The organism is Acinetobacter calcoaceticus, from assembly GCF_051947995.1.
Taxonomy (GTDB): domain Bacteria; phylum Pseudomonadota; class Gammaproteobacteria; order Pseudomonadales; family Moraxellaceae; genus Acinetobacter.
The window spans coordinates 379,688-397,537 of the sequence record NZ_JBLVVH010000003.1; the positions used below are offsets into that span (position 1 = coordinate 379,688).

Genomic DNA, 17,850 nt, shown 5'->3' on the forward strand with positions numbered 1-17,850 from the left:
CTGGACTCATCAACATTGAGCCAGAAAAAAGCCTGCTTAGATCAAGCAGGCTTTTTTGAAGGAAAAATTATTTCTTTAAAAAACCACTGACCAGATTCAGCACTTGCTGAATATCCTGATTGGCTTCTTGAGGGTTGGTATTGCTGCCTTGAGGCGTCAATGAATCAATCACTTGTGGTAGAACCGAAGCGATCGCACCGTAAATTGCCTGTTTAGGCGCTTGGGTTTGCTGAGCAACCTGCTCGACATCCTGATCATCAAATAAGCTTTGAATATTCTGCGCAGGAACATCTTCGGCATTTTGCTGTTGTGGATCGACCCAGCTTTGTACCTGATTGCTTAGACCGGCATTTTTCAACTTATCCAGGGCACCTTGTAAGCCACCTTGTTTTTGAATCCAGGCTAAAACCAGAGGTAATACGGCAATCAATAAAGTTTGTGCGGTATTACCACCCGCATTTGCATTGCTTTGGGTTGAACCTGACGCACCGCCCAGTTGCCCCAGCACCGAACCTAAAATACCGCCTAGGCCCCCTTGCTGATTTTGCGTATTCTGCTGTTGTCCACCCAGTTGACCGAGTACCGAACCTAAAATTCCACCTAAACCACCAGCCTGACCTGACTGTTGCTGACCACCGCCTAAAGCTTGTTTCGCTAAAATTTCAACAATATTGGTTAAATCTGTCATAACCTAAACGTTCCTTTTGGAATTATTTATCCCAAAAGCATACGCTGCTTTGAAAATACAGCACAAAGATAAATTGTTAAATTTTGCAAGGCTTTGCCGCTGATCTTTGGTCTGAAATATCAATCGGATTGAAAGTTCAGCTTTGGTCATTTACCAGCGGAATTTATCCCAGTTTTCCGGATTGGCCCAGAATTTGGAATTGAACCAGTCCGGCACATGTTTATAAGTCAAAATATTAAACTGCCACAGTGCAAAGTCACTATCATGCGTCGTCTTATCAATCAGCTGGGTAAACCCGAGCGAACGTAACAGCTTTTCATCTTCACGCTTGCTCACCACCACGATTCGCTTTGCCATCAGGTCACGTAATTTCACCAACAGCTGTACTTTTTGCGTTTCAGTCAGATATTGCATTTCTTCTGTATCAAATAATACAAAACCTAAATCATAACGTTGCGTAAATGGCAGACTTAAAAAGTCAGTTACGTTAAAATAATGCCATTGAATTGAAGCATTTTGGTCAATCTGTTGACCGATACAAAGTGCAGTATGAATGGGCTGTTCTTGAGATAAATCGTCTAGCATAGAAGTGATGACATTTTGTTCAGCCATAACTGCAACCCTTGATTGAGAAAGATGAGAGTTTATTCATGGAACTACAAGGCATTTGTCATAAAATGCATGCAGCGCTCAAAACGCATAGTGTAACTGATCAATCAACAAGCAAGGCAAATGTTGAATATAAATTTATATTAGATCGTACAGAAACTGACCTGCCATTTGTGTTAGGACAGGAAATCGAGATCGAATGGACCGGAAATATCTTTTGTACCTCGTGCGGCTCAAAAACACCGAAGTCTTATTCACAAGGACATTGTTTTAAATGTTTTAAAACCAAGGCCGAATGCGACCTGTGCATTATGAAGCCAGAAACCTGCCATTATCATTTAGGCACCTGCCGTGAAGATGAATTTGCCCATAGCGTTTGCTTTCAGCCGCATATTGTCTATTTGGCCAACTCTAGCGCCTTGAAAATCGGTATCACCCGTATCGTCAACATGCCGACTCGCTGGCTGGATCAGGGTGCAACTCAGGCGCTACCGATTTTAAAAGTCGGATCGCGCCGCCTGTCTGGTCATCTGGAAACCTTGTTTGGTACCCAGATTGCAGATAAAACCGACTGGCGTAAACTACTGAAAGGTGAAGCTGAACCCTTAAACCTGATTGAAAAACGTGATCAGATTCTGGAAGAGTTTGCACCAAAGATTCAGAGCATTCGTGAAGAGTTTAACCAGAATCTTGAATTCAATGAAAATCTGGAATTTTTGGAAAACGAAAAACAGCAGGAATTTATTTATCCAGTCGAAGCTTATCCTGAAAAGATTAAATCGCTGAATCTGGATAAAACGCCTAAAATTCGTGGTGTGTTGCAAGGCATTAAAGGCCAGTATTTATTAATGGATATTGGAGTGATCAATATCCGTAAGTATACAGGCTATGAGCTGATTCTTCGCGCATAATCCGAATCATAAAAAGGTGGCTTAATAGCCACCTTTTTTCTTTATCCAGTTTTTAAACAGTTCAAAATTGCCTGTACCGGATCCTCGGTATTACCCGAGATCAACTGCTTATGCATGCTTAAATGTTGCATCATCTGAATATGCGCCGTTTCATGATCCATAAGACGTTCAATTTCAGTGGCTAAATGCTGAGGTGTTGCGTCGGCCTGAATTAGCTCCTCAATCACTTTTTTGCCGGCAATAATGTTGGGCAAAGAATAATAGGGAATCTTGACCAGGAATTTGGCAATGATATAGGTCAGCCAATTTAACTTATAAAAAGTCACCATTGGACGGTGCAATAGCATTGCTTCAAGTGTTGCCGTCCCAGAAGCCAATGCCACGATATCACTGGCATTCATGACCATACGGCCAATCTTGGATTCTGCGTCGCTATTTTCCAGCACATGAATTTTAGCTTTCAGGCTCGCATCCAGATTTTGAATGCCCTGTTCAATCTGATGCTTGCGCGCATCATTAATTGCAGGAATTAAAAACTCGAGCTCAGGATGCTTTCGGTGCAGGATTTCCGCAGCACCCGTCAGTAGCGGCAGTAATCGTTCAATCTCACCACGGCGGCTACCGGGTAATAATGCAATATGGGTGCTATGGGCCGATAATCCCAGTTGATGTTTGGCTTCTGTAATCGGATTTTTTAACGGTAATTGTTTCGCCAAAGGATGCCCGACGAACGCAGCGGCAACCTCATAATTTTCATAAAAGGTTTTTTCAAATGGAAATAAACATAGGACCAGATCAACACTGCGTTTAATGCCATGTACACGGCCTTGACGCCATGCCCACACCGATGGACTGACATATTGCACGGTTTTTATCGGTAAATTCTTTTCTTTAATGGTTTTGGATAAACGCAAATTAAAATCTGGGGCATCGATACCAATAAATATATCAACCGGATGCTCGCTCCAGCGTTCGACCAGACCATCACGCACAGCAAATAATTTTTTCAGGTCTTTGAGAACTTCCACAATTCCCATGACTGACAGGATTTCCATGGGATAATAACTATGGAAACCCTCTGCAATCATTTGTGGGCCGCCAATTCCTTCAAATTCGACATCGATGCCTTGTTCGCGAAAACTGCGCATGAGTTTCACGCCTAGAGTATCTCCAGAAACTTCCCCCACCACGATACCAATTTTTAGTTTTTGCTTTAACAAGACCCACGCCCCACAGAAATGTTTAAATGATTCTAACAGAATGATTTTACATCGAATCACCCCAAACCATGCAAATTGTTCATGATTGGTGAAAATCAATTCTGATCTAAGATGGCATTTATTATTAAAAACACAATCTAGATTTACGATGAATGAAGAATTGATTGAGATTGAACGAAGACTTAATATAAACAAGAATCATTTCCATATGTGATTTATTTCTCTCTCCTTTTGCTTCAAGACCCGTTATGGCTAAATCTGCATCTGTTTCACTTGTCTACCGACTGGGCATTTTTTATCGCTTTGTACTGAGCTTTGTAGTGGGTTATCTGTGCATGATGTATTTAAGCCTTGGACTCGGCTCATTATTGAGCCACATATTAGACAAGGCAGAAGCAATCTATCTAGCCGCATTTATTTCGATTCTGTTTTATCTGGCCTTTATCATTCTGAGTTTTTGCGCACATTCGCTGTTGAAACTCAGCTTGACCAGTCTGGTGTTGACCGGCGCCATGTTTGGCTTATCTGTGGGTTTAAATTAAAAATGCAAAATAAAGGTGTTCGCCAATCAATGGCATGGTTACATGCGTGGACGGGTCTGATTTTTGGCTGGCTTTTGTTTGCTATTTTTTTAATGGGAACAAGTTCGTACTATCGTCACCAGATTAATTTATGGATGCAACCGCAACTGGCGCAGGTTCAAGTCAATCAGGATACCGCCATCACTACAGCAGCCAATTATCTGCAAACGCATGCGGGAGATGCCAAATCATGGTATCTCAAGGTGGCCAATCACGAAGAACCGGTCAATAAAATGTACTGGCAACAAGCCAGTGGGGCTTACGAAAGCCGTAGTCTGGATGCCAATACCGGGCAAGAGTTAAAATTGTCGGCTACCCAAGGCGGCGATTTCTTTTATAACTTCCATTTTCAACTGTATGGCGTTCCTATCATGGCTGGACGGCTGATTGCCTGTCTTGCTGCCTTTATTATGCTGATCGCTTTGGTCTCTGGCATCATTACCCATAAAAAAATCTTTACCGATTTCTTTACCCTCAGAACCTTTAAATCGCAACGTTCCTGGCTGGACTTTCACAATGTGTGTTCGGTACTGGCACTGCCCTTTTTCCTGACCATTACCTTTACCGGATTGGCGATTTTCTTTTATCTGTATCTGCCGTGGGGCATGCAGAAACTTTATCCAGACAATCCTTTTCAATACTTTACCGAGATTCGAACCACGGAAAAAAGCACGCCTCATCAAGCTGAACCGCAAAAGGCGGAGATGTTGCCGATTGGCACTTTATTAAAACAAGTAAAACAACAATGGGGAGATCAAGCCTTAGCATCCATCGAGGTCAAAAATCCAAATACAGACCAGGCCATCATTACCTTTAAACAATTGGAAGATCGTTCGATTACCTTGAATCAGGCACAAATTACCTTTGATGGACAGGGTAAGATATTGGCCAATACCCGAAATGAAAGTGCAGTTGCGACCTTAAGCGCGGGTGTTTATGGCCTGCATATGGCGACGTTTGCACAACCGTTATTACGCTTTGCTTTCTTCTGTTCAGGTATTTTGGGCTGTTTGATGATTGCGTCTGGCCTATTGTTATGGAGCTTAAAACGTCAGATTCAAAATAAATCGGATCAATTCCATGTTGGCTACTATCTGGTGGACCGCTTAAATATTGCAGCTTTTGTCGGTCTTCCAACTGCAATGCTGGGCTATCTATTTGCCAATCGCTTTTTACAGGTGAGCGAAACCACCCCCAATTATGAAATTTATACGTTTTTTAGCGTGTGGGTATTAAGCTTTATCATCGCCTTATTCACCCAAAAGCAATATTTATGGAAATCACAGATTTTCATGTTTGGATTAGTGGCCTTGCTTCTACCAATCTATAACCTGATTTATCTAATCAATCACCAGCTCATTACGGATTGGCCAAGTTACTGGCTATTTCTACGGATTGACTTATTCCTACTGGTCTGTGCCCTATTTGCCATGTTTATTTTTAGAAATATTCAGCCGATTCAAGCCAAATCTGCCCAGAAAATCAAGACCAAGTTGGCGAAGCAGCAAGAGGTCAACGCATGATTCTGTTGAGCCTTGTATTGACCCTCATCGGGATGTTGTTGCTGTATAAATGTAGCGCCAAGCAAATCACTAAAGCCAAACAACAAGCTTTCATACGCTTTAAAACACAGTTGAAAACTTTAGCTTATGCCTGCTTCTTGACTGCAGGTAGTTTGCTCTGCTTTACCTATGGCAGTTCAATTGGCTTTATCAGTTGGTGGATCTTCGCGACCCCCGTCACTTTTTTACTGGTGTTGTGGGTTAATGAGCTTAAACCGACTAAAAAATTCAAATAATCTTGATACAACAGCTATCCTTAACTTTTGCCAAGGATAGCGTTATGGCTAAAAATTAATGCCCGTGATGGCTATGCTCTTCCTGAGCAGCCGTTTTGTCTTTGTCACCACAACATTTCATCTTTTTTTCACAGCACTCTTTTTTTGTGGTGGCCTGTTTTTCTTTACAGCAATCACTTGCAGCAAAAGCAGGTACAGTCGTGGCCAATAATAGTGTTGAAAGCAATACGGTTTTAATATTAAACATGGTCATGTCCTTGAAATAAAAATAAGAAATTTGAATTTATACAAACAGGACATGATTTGGAGGACGATAAGGTAACTGATAAATGCCTAAAGTCAATTGATCTACATAGGCTGAATTTGCTGTTTTAATGGATTGTATGCTTCGTTCAATGGAATGATGACTGTATTCAAATGTTGCAGCAACACAGCACAGACTCTTTTGACAGTGTGATGTATCCATTTTGCCACTGTCCATACGGTCATGCTTCGTCATCCTAGACATTTCACAATCTGACATTGCATCGTGATTTGAAATGACGTGTTCTACGACAGGTTGATTTACTTCATTCATAGACACAACCATTGCATAGCTATTGGTGATCAAACCCATAGCAAGCAGCAATGAAATGAGACTTCGAATGAAAATAGACATAAGCGAAATGATCAAATATACAATCCGTGTATAAGTCTCAAAATAAACCACTCGCAGTTCAGATTGCAAGCTGATCAGCATAAAGATGGCTTAAAAAACCAGAAAATTAGGTTTCTTTAGCTTTTTTTTGCATAAGCAAATCATTATTCATCACAACGAGTTATCTCAAAAAAGCATAAGATATGCTGATTTTTGCATAATTAGGCATATTGTCGATGTTTGGTCCTATAGAATTTATTATGGCTGGGGTATTGGTTGGCTTCTGTGTCGGTATTACGGGTGTCGGTGGTGGTTCACTCATGACCCCTATCCTGATTAGCCTGTTTAAGATCGAACCTCATATTGCCATTGGTACCGATCTACTTTATGCCTCAATCTCTAAATTCTGCGGTTCAGTCGTTCATGCCAAAAAACTGAATATTGTCTGGCCTATTGTCCTCTGGCTTGCCTTAGGCAGTATTCCTGCATCATTTGCGACGTCTTGGGTACTCGAACATTACTTAAGCCAATCAACGCATTATAAAGCTGTGCTGACCATGGTCTTGGGTTTTATGTTGACCCTGACAGGTATTTCTATTGTTTTCCGGGCACAAATTGAAAAGCTGTTTGACCGTTTCCGTAACCGTGAGCAAGCAAATATGGAAAGCGAGCAACATGCTTTGCAACACAAACGTCATTACATTGTCATCATGGGAATCGTGTTGGGTATTTTTGTTACCCTGTCATCTGTGGGCGCAGGCGCCTTTGGTATCATGGCATTGGTCCTGATGTTCCCGAATTTACCCATGATCCGTATCATTGGTTCAGACGTGGTTCATGCGGTATTACTGACCGCTGTTGCAGGCCTTAGCCACATGTCATCCGGTAATGTCGACTTTAGCTTGTTGATGTGGTTATTGGTCGGTTCTATCCCTGCCATTATTGTCGGTACACTCATCAGCTCACGTATGCCAGAAAGACTGATTCGTAAAATTTTAGGGATTACCTTATTTGCTTTGGGCGTGAACTTTATTGTGAACCCGGTAAAAGCCAAACCGAAGCCAGTTGAGACGCATCAGGCTGTCGTTGTACAGCAGACAAGTCATTCAACAACAATTGTTTAAGCGAACAAATGCCTCTGCTTTCTGCATAAATTATCGTTATTGCTAGTTAACCGGTCGGCATTTCATGCTATATTCGCAGACAAAATAACCTCTTTTTTCGATTGAATTTGTGACAGCAATGAATACTCTACAGTCAAATCCAGTTTCTCAGCCCGATATCGATGATGTAAATATTAAAAGCATTCAAACGCTGATTACACCCGCAGAATTGAAAGCTGATCTTCCATTATCTGAGGCTGCGTCTCAAACTGTGTTACAAGGACGTGCAACTGTACGCAACATTTTAGATGGCAATGACAAACGTTTGTTTGTCGTGATTGGCCCATGCTCAATCCACGATCCTAAAGCTGCACATGAATATGCTGATCGCCTTAAGGTTCTTAGCGAAAAAGTAAAAGACACTTTATATCTAGTGATGCGTGTTTATTTTGAAAAACCGCGTACTACTGTGGGCTGGAAGGGTTTAATTAATGACCCTGACATGAATGACTCTTTCAATATTGAAAAAGGCTTGCATATTGGTCGTGGATTATTGATTGATTTGAATGAAAAAGGTCTGCCATGTGCCACTGAAGCACTTGATCCGAACTCACCGCAATATTATCAAGACTTGATTTCATGGTCTGCGATTGGCGCACGTACCACTGAAAGCCAGACTCACCGTGAAATGTCTTCAGGTCTTTCATCTCCTGTCGGCTTCAAAAATGGTACTGATGGCGGCTTAACCGTTGCAACCAATGCGATGCAGTCAGTTAAACATGGTCACAGCTTCTTGGGCCTGAATGAAAATGGTCAGGTTGCGATTATCAATACCAAAGGTAACCCTTATGCACACGTGGTATTACGTGGTGGTAACGGCAAGCCGAACTATGATGCCACTTCAGTTGCAGAAGCTGAAGCAGCGTTGGCAAAAGCCAAAGTCAGCAACAAGATCATGATTGATACCAGCCATGCCAATTCAAATAAAGACCCGTACTTACAGCCGTTGGTGTTGAAAAACATTACAGAGCAAATTCTGGATGGTAACAAATCCATTGTTGGCATTATGGTTGAAAGTCACTTAAAAGGTGGGCGTCAGGATATTCCTGAAAACCTATCTGACCTTGAATACGGTAAATCAGTGACTGATGGCTGTATTGACTGGGAAACTACAGAAAAAGCCCTACTCGAAATGCATGAAGCATTAAAAGATGTTTTACCTAATCGTTAATGTTTAAATAGATGTAAAACAGGCTCTTATGAGCCTGTTTTTTGTTTTGAACTACACGGATATGTTTTGAACTAAGCTCTTATTTTCATTATACTGCAGCCACATTTCTCCTACGACGTATCGCTGATATGAAGTCCAGTTTTCGTCAACATTTGCTTAAGTGGCGTGCCTATTTTGGCGCGGTCACTTTGCTATGTTTACTCTGGCATATCTTCTTACCAACGATGGTCCATACAGGCGTCGTACCTGCACTTTATGCAATGCCAAGCCATTGTCAGGTCACAGAAATACAAAATGTCTCGTTGATCTCTCAAACCCATTCCGGTCATCATCAACAGAGCATGCACGACATGCATCATGGACCGCAGCTCCAGCATGCCAAACATGCCCAACTGAGTGAATATGCACAGCAAGTTTTTGCACTGGCAAGCCAGATCATGAAGCATTGTCCTTTATGTTCCCATGGCCTCGATGCCGCTGCGATCGTCCCGCTGATTGCATTCATTATTATATTTCTACTGGCTTGGTTCAGTCGCGTTCGCTGCCTGTGCCATTCTTGGACAGAAGATCTGCACATTGCCCGTATCTTCTATATTTTTCCAATCAAACAAGCCCCACCACTGGCTTTATAAATCGCAAATTTTACTTCGTGCCCCGCCAATAAACGGGTGTACGTCCTTAGTTATTGCTTTTTATAGAGTTCAACATGAATACTCAATTCCGTTTGTCTGTATTAGCGGCTGCGTGCCTGTCTGTTGGCTATAGTTCCGCGGTTTTTGCTGAAACTGCACCGTCTGATACACCCGAAACCTTAGCCACCATTGTGGTGACCGCAAGTCGTGAAGGTGAATCGATTAATAATACCCCGGCTGCGATTAGTAAAATGAACAGCAAGAACATCGAAGATAAACATGCAACCTTTATTGGACAGGTGCTGAATCAAACTCCAGGTGTGTTAATGAACGACTTGGGCAATGAACAGCATATGATGTCCATTCGCCAACCGATAACCACAGCAGCCGTTTATCAATATCTAGAAGATGGTGTCTCGATTCGCCCCGTGGGTGTGTTTAACCACAATGCCTTATATGAAGTGAATCTGGCGGGCATTGATAGCATCGAAATTTTACGCGGCCCGGCCAGTAGCTTATATGGCAGCAATGCGATTGGCGGAACCCTTAATTTTCTCACCAAAGCTCCAAGTGCTACGCCCACGGCCGATTTTGGTATCAGCGCCAGTTCTGAGGGATATCGCCGTGTCGATGTCGGTGCATCCAATACCTTTGATAGCGACTGGGGTGAGCATGGTTTAAGAGTTTCAGCCTATGCCAGTGATCGTGGCGATAGCTGGCAAGACCATGCTGAAAGCAATAAACAGAGTGTGACGCTCAGACATGACTGGCGCATCTCAGATGCCACCCAAATCAAAAATATCTTCAGCTATAACCATTTAAAAGCGGATATGACCGGTAGCTTAAATCTGGATGATTATCGCAAACGCCCAGGATACAGCTACCAAACCTTTACCTATCGTGAAGTGGATGCTACGCGGCTTTCTTCTCAAATTAACCATCAATGGAATGATCAGCAACAAAGCCAAGTCACCTTGTATTATCGAGACAATACTACCGAACAGAATCCAAGTTATAACATCCGTACCGATGTTAAAAATGGCAAACCGACGGGTACTTATAGCGGACAAACCACCTATAACGCCTTTCAGTCTTATGGTTTAAATGCGCAGCATTCAGCGACATTTGATCAGGTCAAACAGATTGTTGGGGTGATGGCTGACCATTCACCCAACCAAGCCAGAACCAATGATATCCAAGTATTTCGTGATCCGAATAGCTTGGTCTATACCGGTTATCAACAACGCCAGCGCTTACGTGACTTTAATGTAGACGTCAATAATCAGGCGGTCTATGCACAAGCCAATTGGCAAGTTTTACCGACTTTAAATCTCGTCGGTGGTGCACGCTATGACTGGATCAGTTATGACTATGAAAACAAATTAACTCCGTCAAAAACCACGGGCGCACCGAATGAAAAACGCAATTTTCATAAGGCCAGTCCTCAACTCGGTTTTGTCTGGAACCTGACGCCTGCGATTGACCTTTATAGCAATTGGTCACAAGGTTTTGTACCACCCGAAGTCAGCAGTTTATACGGGGCGAATCTGGTCACACCGGACCTGAAAGAAGCCACATTTAATAATATTGATGCAGGTCTGCGCTTTAAATTACTGGATGATCGCTTAGACGGTGAAATCACCTTATATCGCTTAGAAGGCAAAGATGAAGTGATGAGCTATACCAAGCCAGATAACACACGCGAGCCACGCAACACAGGTAAAACCTTACATCAGGGAATTGAAATTGGAGGAACCTGGAAGCTCAGTGATTTATATGATCAGCGCTTAAAGCTCTCAGGCAGTGTGGCCAAACATGAGTATCAGCAGTTTCAACCGTCGAGTGTTTTAGATTATAGCGGCAACACCATGCCAAGTGCGCCGAAAACATTTGGTACGCTTGAATACCAGATCAAGCCCATACCTGAGCTATTACTTTCTGCAGAAGCGGTTTATGTCGGCGCTTACTGGATCAATGATGCCAACACGGAAAGGTATGATGGCCATACTTTGCTGAATCTACGTGCTAACTACCGTAAAAATGCTTATGAAATCTATGGGCAAATCCTGAATACCACAGATCAGCATTATGCGGAAAGTACCTCATTTAGTAATAACCAGGTCAGTTATACCCCGGCTGCACCACGCACCTATTTATTAGGTTTTAGTTACCATTTTGGGAAATAAGCAATGAATGCCAAACAACTGAAAAAACTACTGTCATTGCACCGTAGTTTTGGGATGGTGTTGGGCATTCTCGTTTTACTCTGGTCTTTAACAGGTGTGTTGCATCCAATCATGAGTGCCACACAACCCCAGCCTGTAAAACGAATGCCGCCACCTCAACAACTGGATTTAACACACGCCCTAGCAGCAACTGATGTTCTGAAGCAACATCACATATCGCAATTTTCAGCCTTACAGGTGATTGAATTAGAAGCTCAGCAGATTGCCTATCGCATATTACAGCCCAATCGAAAGATGGCGGAATACTATGATAGTCAGACCGGCCAATTGCTGAGTGATGCGGAACAACAAGATGCCAAGCGTTTGGCACGCTGGTATACAGGTCTCTCTCAACAGGAAATTGTATCCAGTCAGCTGATCACTGGATTTAGTGATGATTATCCGAGCGTGAATCGATTACTACCTGTTTGGCGTGTTGATTTTCAAAATGGTTTACGTGCCTATGTAGACCCTTCACAAGCACGACTGGCTACGCTGTCTAATGATCAAAAGATGTGGATGGCAAAAATCTTCCGCTTAGGTCATACCTGGACTTGGGGTGATCAGGCCTGGACAGGCCAAGCTATTCTCATGCAGATCGCCTTGATTGGCATACTGTGCATGATTTTTATGGGCATTGGCCTATTCTTTAAGATTCATAATCGGCACAATCACCGTCTAGGGCAAAAACCGGTCCGCTTCCTACATCGCTATTTAGGTATCAGTTTAAGTGTCTTTATTCTGCTTTGGGTGCTCAGTGGTTTCTATCATATCTGGCAAAAAAAGCCCGATATTAAAAACATTCAACCTGTTTTTCATACAGCTGATCTAAGTACCGAAGCATGGCAACAGGTCACTCAGCAGCCTATTCAACGTCTGGATCTGGTTCCAATCACCTTTAGCCAGACACATACTCGTGCTGCATGGATGATTCAAGCCATTGGACCAAGCCCTTTACAAGGCAGCATGACGGCGGCAAGCAAAGTGCATGATCATCACGCATCTCATACAGCAGCTCCCGCGATTCAGTTTGTCGATGTAGGTAATGGCAAACCAATTGATATTCTTAAACAAACTAAACAATTAGCTGCTAGCTATTTAGCTTTACAACCAGAACAGGTTCAACAGGCCTCATGGGTGACAAGTTTTGGTGGAGAATATGGGTTTATCAACAAACGCTTGCCCGTGATCAAGGTTGAAACTCGGTTAGAGAATCAACTCAGACTGTATATTGAACCGAGCAGCGGTGTGATTGCAGCTCAGGTCACGCAACAGGATGCTTTGGAAGGCTTTAGTTTTGCTTATTTGCATAAATGGACATGGTTGCCGATAGATAAGACGCTTCGGGATATCATCTTGGGCACGATCGCGGCACTGGTTGCCTTACTCGCTGTGTTGGGTTTCCGGGTTCAATTGCGTAAAAGCTAATATTACTCAAGTGATCCTTCTTTTTTAGGCAGGATCACGCCATCTCAGGCAAGTAATTTTTTAAATGATATAGAACGAGGCTATCACAGTACTGAGGAGCACGCCCGTTTCAGCCAGCTCAATTGCAGCGCCTACAGTATCCCCTGTAATCCCGCCGATTCGTTTAATAAATAATGATCGCATATAAAAGAGCATCACTAAAAAAACCAGCAAGGCAATTAACCCAAGCCATTTAAACATACAAAGCAATGCAATTGTAATGACAAAAACCATCCAAAGTCGCTTTTTTGGCATGAAATCTGTCATTGAACGGCCTAAGCCTTGAGCACGGACATAAGGTGTGGTGAGGAATAAAAACAGCGGCACACTGCGCCCAAGCATGGGCAAGACAATTAAAAAAGCAGCCAGTTGTTGTTCAAGCAAAACGTATAAGGCCACAAATTTTAGCAAGCAGACCACAACTAAACTCAGCACCCCGATTGGGCCGCATGCAGGGTCTTTCATGATGTTCAAGGTTCGTTTAGGATCACCAAATCCACCCACCCATGCATCTGCCGTATCCGCTAAACCATCCAGATGTAAGCCCCCTGTCAGCCAAATCCAGAGTACGAGAATCAGTGCTGCACTCAAGATGATGGGAAGCTTTGCCAGTAACATGGCAGATGCAAACAAAATGAGTCCAAGTAATACACCCACCAAAGGATAAAACAGCATGGCCTGAGCATTCTGCTTTGCGCTTGGCATCGTTTTGAGTTCAATGGGTAAAACAGTCAAAAACTGCAAGGCAATCCAAAAAGGCGTCATGCAACCTCTCAATGACAACGGGTTTATCATGCCTGAATTATGAAGAAATAAAATTGGGAATAGCAAGCGATTCCCAAATGAAAAGACCGAATATCTTAGATTATTGAATTTGATAACATTGTTTGAGCTTCAAATAATCATAATAAAAACTGTTGTTGCTATAACGTGCATAGTTACAACTCGACTTAAACAAGGTTTCTTTCTCGTTATAGAACATTTTCACCAAGGTTGTGCCTTGCTTGTCTTGATAAATATCCCATTGTAGATTCGCTGCCATGGGTGACACCACCTCACCTCGCCAAGTACTGCTGTGGTAGCTATAGGTTTGACGTAAAGGCAAAGGTTGCATCATATTGTGCAACTCTAAACTGGTCGCCAATGGAATGATAATTTCGGCATGGGCAAAACGTAATACCGCACGATGTGCTTTCTGCTGATCCACAATCGCATCGACTTGTTTAAATAAGTCCTGCTTTAGGCCTTGCGCAATTGCACTGGTGACATTCTTCGATTCGGTAAAACTTGGCCCTTTGCTATAAAAATCATTGGCATCGTTAAATTCAGCATAAAATTTTGCTGCATCTACAGGCATATACCGATCAAAATCTACACCTTTCAATTCGGTTTTCATGCCACCTGATATTGAATATAACTCATACAGGTAAGCAGCTGCATCCACGGCACTGGCAATACTGTTTTTGCCCTTACCTTTTTCAGTGATGATTTCACCTTTAGGCGAAGTGACGCTATATGAACCAGTATTACTAAACACATAGCCTGTGCTTCCCAGTTTTTGAATAAATTCTGCTTTGAACAATGGATTCAATACGCTCTTTGCCACTTGTTCAGCACGACTATTTTTCGCAAGTTCATTTAACTTATTGACCAGATCTGCATCCTCTTCTTCAAAATGCTGATACGCCTGACTGGCATCGTAAATGGCCTGTTGTTGTGCTGATAAAGGATGTGCTAAATCTTGATCTTTATTCAAACTATGAAAATAAAGTTTAAAACGGTCCACGCCACCATCTTCAATCGATGGCACGTTGCTACTGGCTAAACTGGTGTATGAAATTGGGGTGATGTGGGTCTTTAATTGTGGTTGCTGTTGAATCAGTTCAGCGGTAAAGAACTTTGCACTGTCCACCGCACGGTCTACACCTGAACTTTGCACTAAAATTGAAGCAGGTTGGGTCGAGGCAGCTTTAAATAGATCGGGTAAGCGTTTTAATAAACGATCTGCAATTCCACGATGCTCCTGAATACCGGTCATGGATTCGTTACCATAGCCAAACTGACGAATGCCCTCTACCCCATAACCCAGCAAAATATTGGCTTTCATCATGCTTTCCAAATCTGCGCCCAGCTTTTCGCCCAAAGGCGTGAGTGCCTGTTCAGCTTTGGCCTGTTTCCACAGGTTATAGAGTGCTAAATCATATTTCATGCTGGATAAACCGCGTGAACCATGACGAGCCACCAGTTCTGTAAATACCGGCTGAAAGCCTGGTGGAATCGCTTCGTATTTGTTTAGGTCTTGCTGAGGCTGATAAGGGGTTTTAGTTTGATAATATTTTGATGGGATACTGGTTTCAGGGAATGTCGGGTTGTGTTGCTGGTCATCGTTATTGCAGGCTGCCAATAAAATGCTCACGCATAACATACTGCTTTTTAATAATATCTTCATGGATGATCGGTTTATTGCTCAAGAAATTGTCCTGTATCATAGGCAGTGGCAATGACAGTTCGATTACATCATCCAGGCAGATCTTGGAAATGCAATAAGAAGGAATCGCTGCTAAATTGCTGTACGTTCACAAAAATGAAGTTGAGCGTCAACCTGAGTTAGATTTAAAGCATACAGTTTGCCTAACTCTGCGGGCATGGTTAATAGGTCATCCAGCTTTTGCTCACGGGCCAGACAAGTCAGCAACTTAATCACCCCGCCATGTGTCACAATCAATGCCTTGTTCCAGTTGTGTTGCTGCATTTGAACATAAATTTTATTAAAACCATGCAAGACACGTTGCTGGAATTGATGCAACGACTCCCCATTCGGGGCATGATATTGCGTTGGAAATTGCCAGAAATTAGCCAATAACTCAGGCTCATTTTCATAAATGGTTTGAGTGGACCTGCCTTCCCAATCACCAAAATACATTTCCTTGATTTCAGCATTGAGTAATAAGGGCAATTCGAGTTTTTGGGCGAATGCTGCCGCAAAGTTTTGGCAGCGTTGCAAGGGCGAGCTGATAATTACATCCCAGTGTATCTGAGCATCGAGATACTGCTGAATGGTGGATTGCATTTGCAACCAACCATGTTCGGTCAAGGCATCATCGAGATGCCCTCGCAAGGTATGGCTCAGTGTGGTTTCACCATGCCGCAGTAAATCAAGGTGCAACTTTATCACCTGTTACAGCAGCTTCAGCAAAAGTTGCCATTTGGTTATGCAATACGCAAGCCAGTTGCAGCATCGACAATGCAGCTCCTGCACCGCTACCTTCGCCAAGACGCAAATTCATATTTAAAATAGGCTGAGCCTCTAAGGCTTTTAGCACACGCTGATGACCATATTCAGCCGATTGATGTCCAAATAACATCCATGCGTGACTTTGCGGTTGGATGCGTACCGCGCATAAAGCGGCAACCGAGCTGATGAAACCATCCACCACGATTGGCAAACCAAGTTGTGCACAACGGATATAAGCCCCCGTCATTGCAGCAATTTCCAGACCACCAACTACAGCCAAGATTTTTAAAGCATCATCGGCAACATTTACTTGATGCCGCTTCACCGCCTGGTCAATGACCGAGATTTTATGTTGCAACTGTTGATTCGTAATGCCTGTACCCACACCCGTCAATTGAGCAGCATCTTCATTCAACAATAAACAGGCCAGTGCTGAAGCTGAACAGGTATTACCAATCCCCATTTCACCTGCAATAAAAATATCGGCAGCTTGTGCTTTGGCGCGGTCAACGCTATCTTTGCCCAGTTGCAACGCTGCTAAGCATTCTTGTTCCGTCATTGCAGCCTGCTGGGCAAAATTGGCAGTGCCTGCACGAATACAATGGCGCTCAACACCGACATAATCATAGACCTCACCCACCGTACCACAATCCACCACTTGTAAATGTGCATGATGGTGCTTGGCAATGACATTGATGGCTGCACCGCCGGAAGCAAAATTTTGCAGCATCTGACGGGTTACCGCTTGCGGATAAGCCGAAATATTTTCAGCAACAACCCCATGATCGCCTGCAAAAATCGTAATCCAAGGCTGTTGAATCTGTGGATATACTGTGCCCTGTAAGCTTGCCAATTGAATGGCAAGCTGCTCAAGTTGCCCTAGCGCCCCGGTAGGTTTGGTCAATTGCAGTTGACGTTGTTCAGCTCGTTGTTTGGCATCTAAATCTGGTTGTTGTACTGCAGCTAAAAACCATTGTGCTTGTTCAGTCATGTTATTTCTCATCTTTTAAAATCATTGGAAAGCCTGCCACACAAAACATGACTTTATTGGCAAGTTGCCCCAAGGTCTGATGCAGACGCCCTGCTTCATCGACAAAACGGCGGCTGATTTCTCCCATCGGTACGACCCCAAGCCCGGTTTCATTACTGACCAGAATAATTTGCGAGTGGAGTTGCGGTAAGACCTCGAATAGTTTTTGCATCTGTTGTTGCTGCAAGGCTGGGTCTTCAGCCAATAACAGATTACTGAGCCACAAAGTCAAGCAATCGACCAAAATCAGCTGATTGGCTTGATCGCATTGCAAGAGTCGATCTGCCAGATAAATCGGTTCTTCAAGCACTTGCCAATGATAAGGACGTTGTTGTTGATGATGGGCAATCCGCTGCTGCATTTCTTCATCGAAGGCTTGCGCCGTCGCCATATAAATGACGGTTAACCCCGAATCTTTGGCGATTTGTTCTGCCAAACGACTTTTACCTGAGCGTGCCCCACCTAAAATCAGTTGCAACATAT

19 protein-coding genes are annotated in these 17,850 nt (G+C 43.1%); 9 read left to right on the plus strand and 10 right to left on the minus strand.

Features of this window, described 5'->3' with window-relative positions; translation table 11 throughout:
* Window positions 1–67 precede the first annotated feature (67 nt).
* Window positions 68–688 carry a YidB family protein gene (locus tag ACNQO6_RS07720; RefSeq protein ID WP_343579242.1) on the minus strand — a complete coding sequence of 207 codons (621 nt, stop codon included), beginning with the start codon at window positions 686–688 and terminating at the stop codon, window positions 68–70.
* A gap of 150 nt (window positions 689–838) precedes the next feature.
* Window positions 839–1,300: a DUF6231 family protein gene (locus ACNQO6_RS07725; protein WP_440208569.1), complete on the minus strand. Its 462-nt coding sequence runs from the start codon at window positions 1,298–1,300 to the stop codon at window positions 839–841.
* A gap of 38 nt (window positions 1,301–1,338) precedes the next feature.
* On the opposite strand from ACNQO6_RS07725, the gene ACNQO6_RS07730 reads away from it, so the two are divergent.
* On the plus strand, window positions 1,339–2,208 hold the full coding sequence (locus tag ACNQO6_RS07730; RefSeq protein ID WP_005230343.1) for a DUF2797 domain-containing protein: 870 nt from the start codon (window positions 1,339–1,341) through the stop codon (window positions 2,206–2,208).
* Between the two features lie 41 nt (window positions 2,209–2,249).
* Here ACNQO6_RS07730 and lpxB read toward each other — a convergent pair whose 3' ends face one another.
* Window positions 2,250–3,428 (minus strand): lipid-A-disaccharide synthase, encoded by a 1,179-nt coding sequence (gene lpxB, locus ACNQO6_RS07735; RefSeq protein ID WP_440208570.1) that lies wholly within the window; start codon window positions 3,426–3,428, stop codon window positions 2,250–2,252.
* A gap of 248 nt (window positions 3,429–3,676) precedes the next feature.
* Between lpxB and ACNQO6_RS07740 the strand changes: the two genes are divergently transcribed.
* Genes ACNQO6_RS07740 through ACNQO6_RS07750 form a run of 3 tightly spaced genes read left to right on the plus strand, consistent with a single transcriptional unit; the run spans window position 3,677 to window position 5,807 of the window.
* Window positions 3,677–3,970 carry a hypothetical protein gene (locus ACNQO6_RS07740; RefSeq protein ID WP_440208571.1) on the plus strand — a complete coding sequence of 98 codons (294 nt, stop codon included), beginning with the start codon at window positions 3,677–3,679 and terminating at the stop codon, window positions 3,968–3,970.
* A 2-nt stretch (window positions 3,971–3,972) separates the two neighbouring features.
* The gene (locus tag ACNQO6_RS07745; RefSeq protein WP_440208572.1) at window positions 3,973–5,532 is read left to right on the plus strand and encodes a PepSY-associated TM helix domain-containing protein; all 1,560 of its coding nucleotides are present in this window, start codon (window positions 3,973–3,975) and stop codon (window positions 5,530–5,532) included.
* On the plus strand, window positions 5,529–5,807 hold the full coding sequence (locus ACNQO6_RS07750) for a DUF1634 domain-containing protein (protein ID WP_440208573.1): 279 nt from the start codon (window positions 5,529–5,531) through the stop codon (window positions 5,805–5,807). The genes ACNQO6_RS07745 and ACNQO6_RS07750 overlap by 4 nt, the downstream gene beginning before the upstream one ends.
* 55 nt (window positions 5,808–5,862) lie before the next feature.
* Here the strand turns inward: ACNQO6_RS07750 and ACNQO6_RS07755 are convergent, their stop codons facing one another.
* A complete protein-coding gene (locus ACNQO6_RS07755) occupies window positions 5,863–6,054 on the minus strand; it encodes a hypothetical protein (RefSeq protein ID WP_440208574.1) in 192 nt (63 codons plus the stop codon).
* A gap of 36 nt (window positions 6,055–6,090) precedes the next feature.
* Entirely contained in the window at window positions 6,091–6,465 is a 375-nt protein-coding gene (locus ACNQO6_RS07760) for a hypothetical protein (RefSeq protein ID WP_440208575.1), read from the minus strand.
* Window positions 6,466–6,680: 215 nt separating this feature from the next.
* Here ACNQO6_RS07760 and ACNQO6_RS07765 point away from each other — a divergent pair, with 215 nt between their 5' ends.
* From ACNQO6_RS07765 to ACNQO6_RS07785, 5 genes are all read left to right on the plus strand, one after another.
* Entirely contained in the window at window positions 6,681–7,568 is an 888-nt protein-coding gene (locus tag ACNQO6_RS07765; protein WP_440208576.1) for a sulfite exporter TauE/SafE family protein, read from the plus strand.
* Between the two features lie 118 nt (window positions 7,569–7,686).
* Window positions 7,687–8,778: a 3-deoxy-7-phosphoheptulonate synthase gene (locus ACNQO6_RS07770; protein WP_005285707.1), complete on the plus strand. Its 1,092-nt coding sequence runs from the start codon at window positions 7,687–7,689 to the stop codon at window positions 8,776–8,778.
* A gap of 128 nt (window positions 8,779–8,906) precedes the next feature.
* Window positions 8,907–9,410, plus strand: coding sequence for a hypothetical protein (locus tag ACNQO6_RS07775; RefSeq protein ID WP_440208577.1), 504 nt, complete (start codon window positions 8,907–8,909; stop codon window positions 9,408–9,410).
* Window positions 9,411–9,484: 74 nt separating this feature from the next.
* Window positions 9,485–11,596 carry a TonB-dependent receptor gene (locus tag ACNQO6_RS07780; RefSeq protein ID WP_440208578.1) on the plus strand — a complete coding sequence of 704 codons (2,112 nt, stop codon included), beginning with the start codon at window positions 9,485–9,487 and terminating at the stop codon, window positions 11,594–11,596.
* A gap of 3 nt (window positions 11,597–11,599) precedes the next feature.
* Entirely contained in the window at window positions 11,600–13,063 is a 1,464-nt protein-coding gene (locus tag ACNQO6_RS07785; protein ID WP_440208579.1) for a PepSY domain-containing protein, read from the plus strand.
* Between the two features lie 60 nt (window positions 13,064–13,123).
* Here ACNQO6_RS07785 and ACNQO6_RS07790 read toward each other — a convergent pair whose 3' ends face one another.
* From ACNQO6_RS07790 to cobU, 5 genes are all read right to left on the minus strand, one after another.
* Window positions 13,124–13,867, minus strand: a complete 744-nt coding sequence (locus ACNQO6_RS07790) for an adenosylcobinamide-GDP ribazoletransferase (RefSeq protein WP_440208580.1) — start codon at window positions 13,865–13,867, stop codon at window positions 13,124–13,126.
* 100 nt (window positions 13,868–13,967) lie between these two features.
* Window positions 13,968–15,551 (minus strand): histidine-type phosphatase, encoded by a 1,584-nt coding sequence (locus ACNQO6_RS07795; RefSeq protein ID WP_440208581.1) that lies wholly within the window; start codon window positions 15,549–15,551, stop codon window positions 13,968–13,970.
* 111 nt (window positions 15,552–15,662) lie between these two features.
* A complete protein-coding gene (locus ACNQO6_RS07800) occupies window positions 15,663–16,268 on the minus strand; it encodes a histidine phosphatase family protein (RefSeq protein ID WP_343579256.1) in 606 nt (201 codons plus the stop codon).
* Window positions 16,258–17,328 carry a nicotinate-nucleotide--dimethylbenzimidazole phosphoribosyltransferase gene (gene cobT / locus ACNQO6_RS07805; protein ID WP_440208582.1) on the minus strand — a complete coding sequence of 357 codons (1,071 nt, stop codon included), beginning with the start codon at window positions 17,326–17,328 and terminating at the stop codon, window positions 16,258–16,260. Before cobT ends, ACNQO6_RS07800 begins: the two co-directional genes overlap by 11 nt.
* A 1-nt stretch (window position 17,329) precedes the next feature.
* Window positions 17,330–17,848 (minus strand): bifunctional adenosylcobinamide kinase/adenosylcobinamide-phosphate guanylyltransferase, encoded by a 519-nt coding sequence (gene cobU, locus ACNQO6_RS07810; protein WP_440208583.1) that lies wholly within the window; start codon window positions 17,846–17,848, stop codon window positions 17,330–17,332.
* Window positions 17,849–17,850 lie beyond the last annotated feature (2 nt).

Excerpts from the sequence above, each read along its gene's own strand:
- ACNQO6_RS07720 (WP_343579242.1), bottom strand. The coding sequence starts at position 688 with ATGACAGATTTAACCAATATTGTTGAAATTTTAGCGAAACAAGCTTTA.
- ACNQO6_RS07725 (WP_440208569.1), bottom strand. The coding sequence starts at position 1,300 with ATGGCTGAACAAAATGTCATCACTTCTATGCTAGACGATTTATCTCAA.
- ACNQO6_RS07730 (WP_005230343.1), top strand. The coding sequence starts at position 1,339 with ATGGAACTACAAGGCATTTGTCATAAAATGCATGCAGCGCTCAAAACG.
- ACNQO6_RS07740 (WP_440208571.1), top strand. The coding sequence starts at position 3,677 with ATGGCTAAATCTGCATCTGTTTCACTTGTCTACCGACTGGGCATTTTT.
- ACNQO6_RS07745 (WP_440208572.1), top strand. The coding sequence starts at position 3,973 with ATGCAAAATAAAGGTGTTCGCCAATCAATGGCATGGTTACATGCGTGG.
- ACNQO6_RS07750 (WP_440208573.1), top strand. The coding sequence starts at position 5,529 with ATGATTCTGTTGAGCCTTGTATTGACCCTCATCGGGATGTTGTTGCTG.
- ACNQO6_RS07755 (WP_440208574.1), bottom strand. The coding sequence starts at position 6,054 with ATGTTTAATATTAAAACCGTATTGCTTTCAACACTATTATTGGCCACG.
- ACNQO6_RS07760 (WP_440208575.1), bottom strand. The coding sequence starts at position 6,465 with ATGTCTATTTTCATTCGAAGTCTCATTTCATTGCTGCTTGCTATGGGT.
- ACNQO6_RS07765 (WP_440208576.1), top strand. The coding sequence starts at position 6,681 with ATGTTTGGTCCTATAGAATTTATTATGGCTGGGGTATTGGTTGGCTTC.
- ACNQO6_RS07770 (WP_005285707.1), top strand. The coding sequence starts at position 7,687 with ATGAATACTCTACAGTCAAATCCAGTTTCTCAGCCCGATATCGATGAT.
- ACNQO6_RS07775 (WP_440208577.1), top strand. The coding sequence starts at position 8,907 with ATGAAGTCCAGTTTTCGTCAACATTTGCTTAAGTGGCGTGCCTATTTT.
- ACNQO6_RS07780 (WP_440208578.1), top strand. The coding sequence starts at position 9,485 with ATGAATACTCAATTCCGTTTGTCTGTATTAGCGGCTGCGTGCCTGTCT.
- ACNQO6_RS07785 (WP_440208579.1), top strand. The coding sequence starts at position 11,600 with ATGAATGCCAAACAACTGAAAAAACTACTGTCATTGCACCGTAGTTTT.
- ACNQO6_RS07790 (WP_440208580.1), bottom strand. The coding sequence starts at position 13,867 with ATGACGCCTTTTTGGATTGCCTTGCAGTTTTTGACTGTTTTACCCATT.
- ACNQO6_RS07795 (WP_440208581.1), bottom strand. The coding sequence starts at position 15,551 with ATGAAGATATTATTAAAAAGCAGTATGTTATGCGTGAGCATTTTATTG.
- cobT (WP_440208582.1), bottom strand. The coding sequence starts at position 17,328 with ATGACTGAACAAGCACAATGGTTTTTAGCTGCAGTACAACAACCAGAT.
- cobU (WP_440208583.1), bottom strand. The coding sequence starts at position 17,848 with ATGTTGCAACTGATTTTAGGTGGGGCACGCTCAGGTAAAAGTCGTTTG.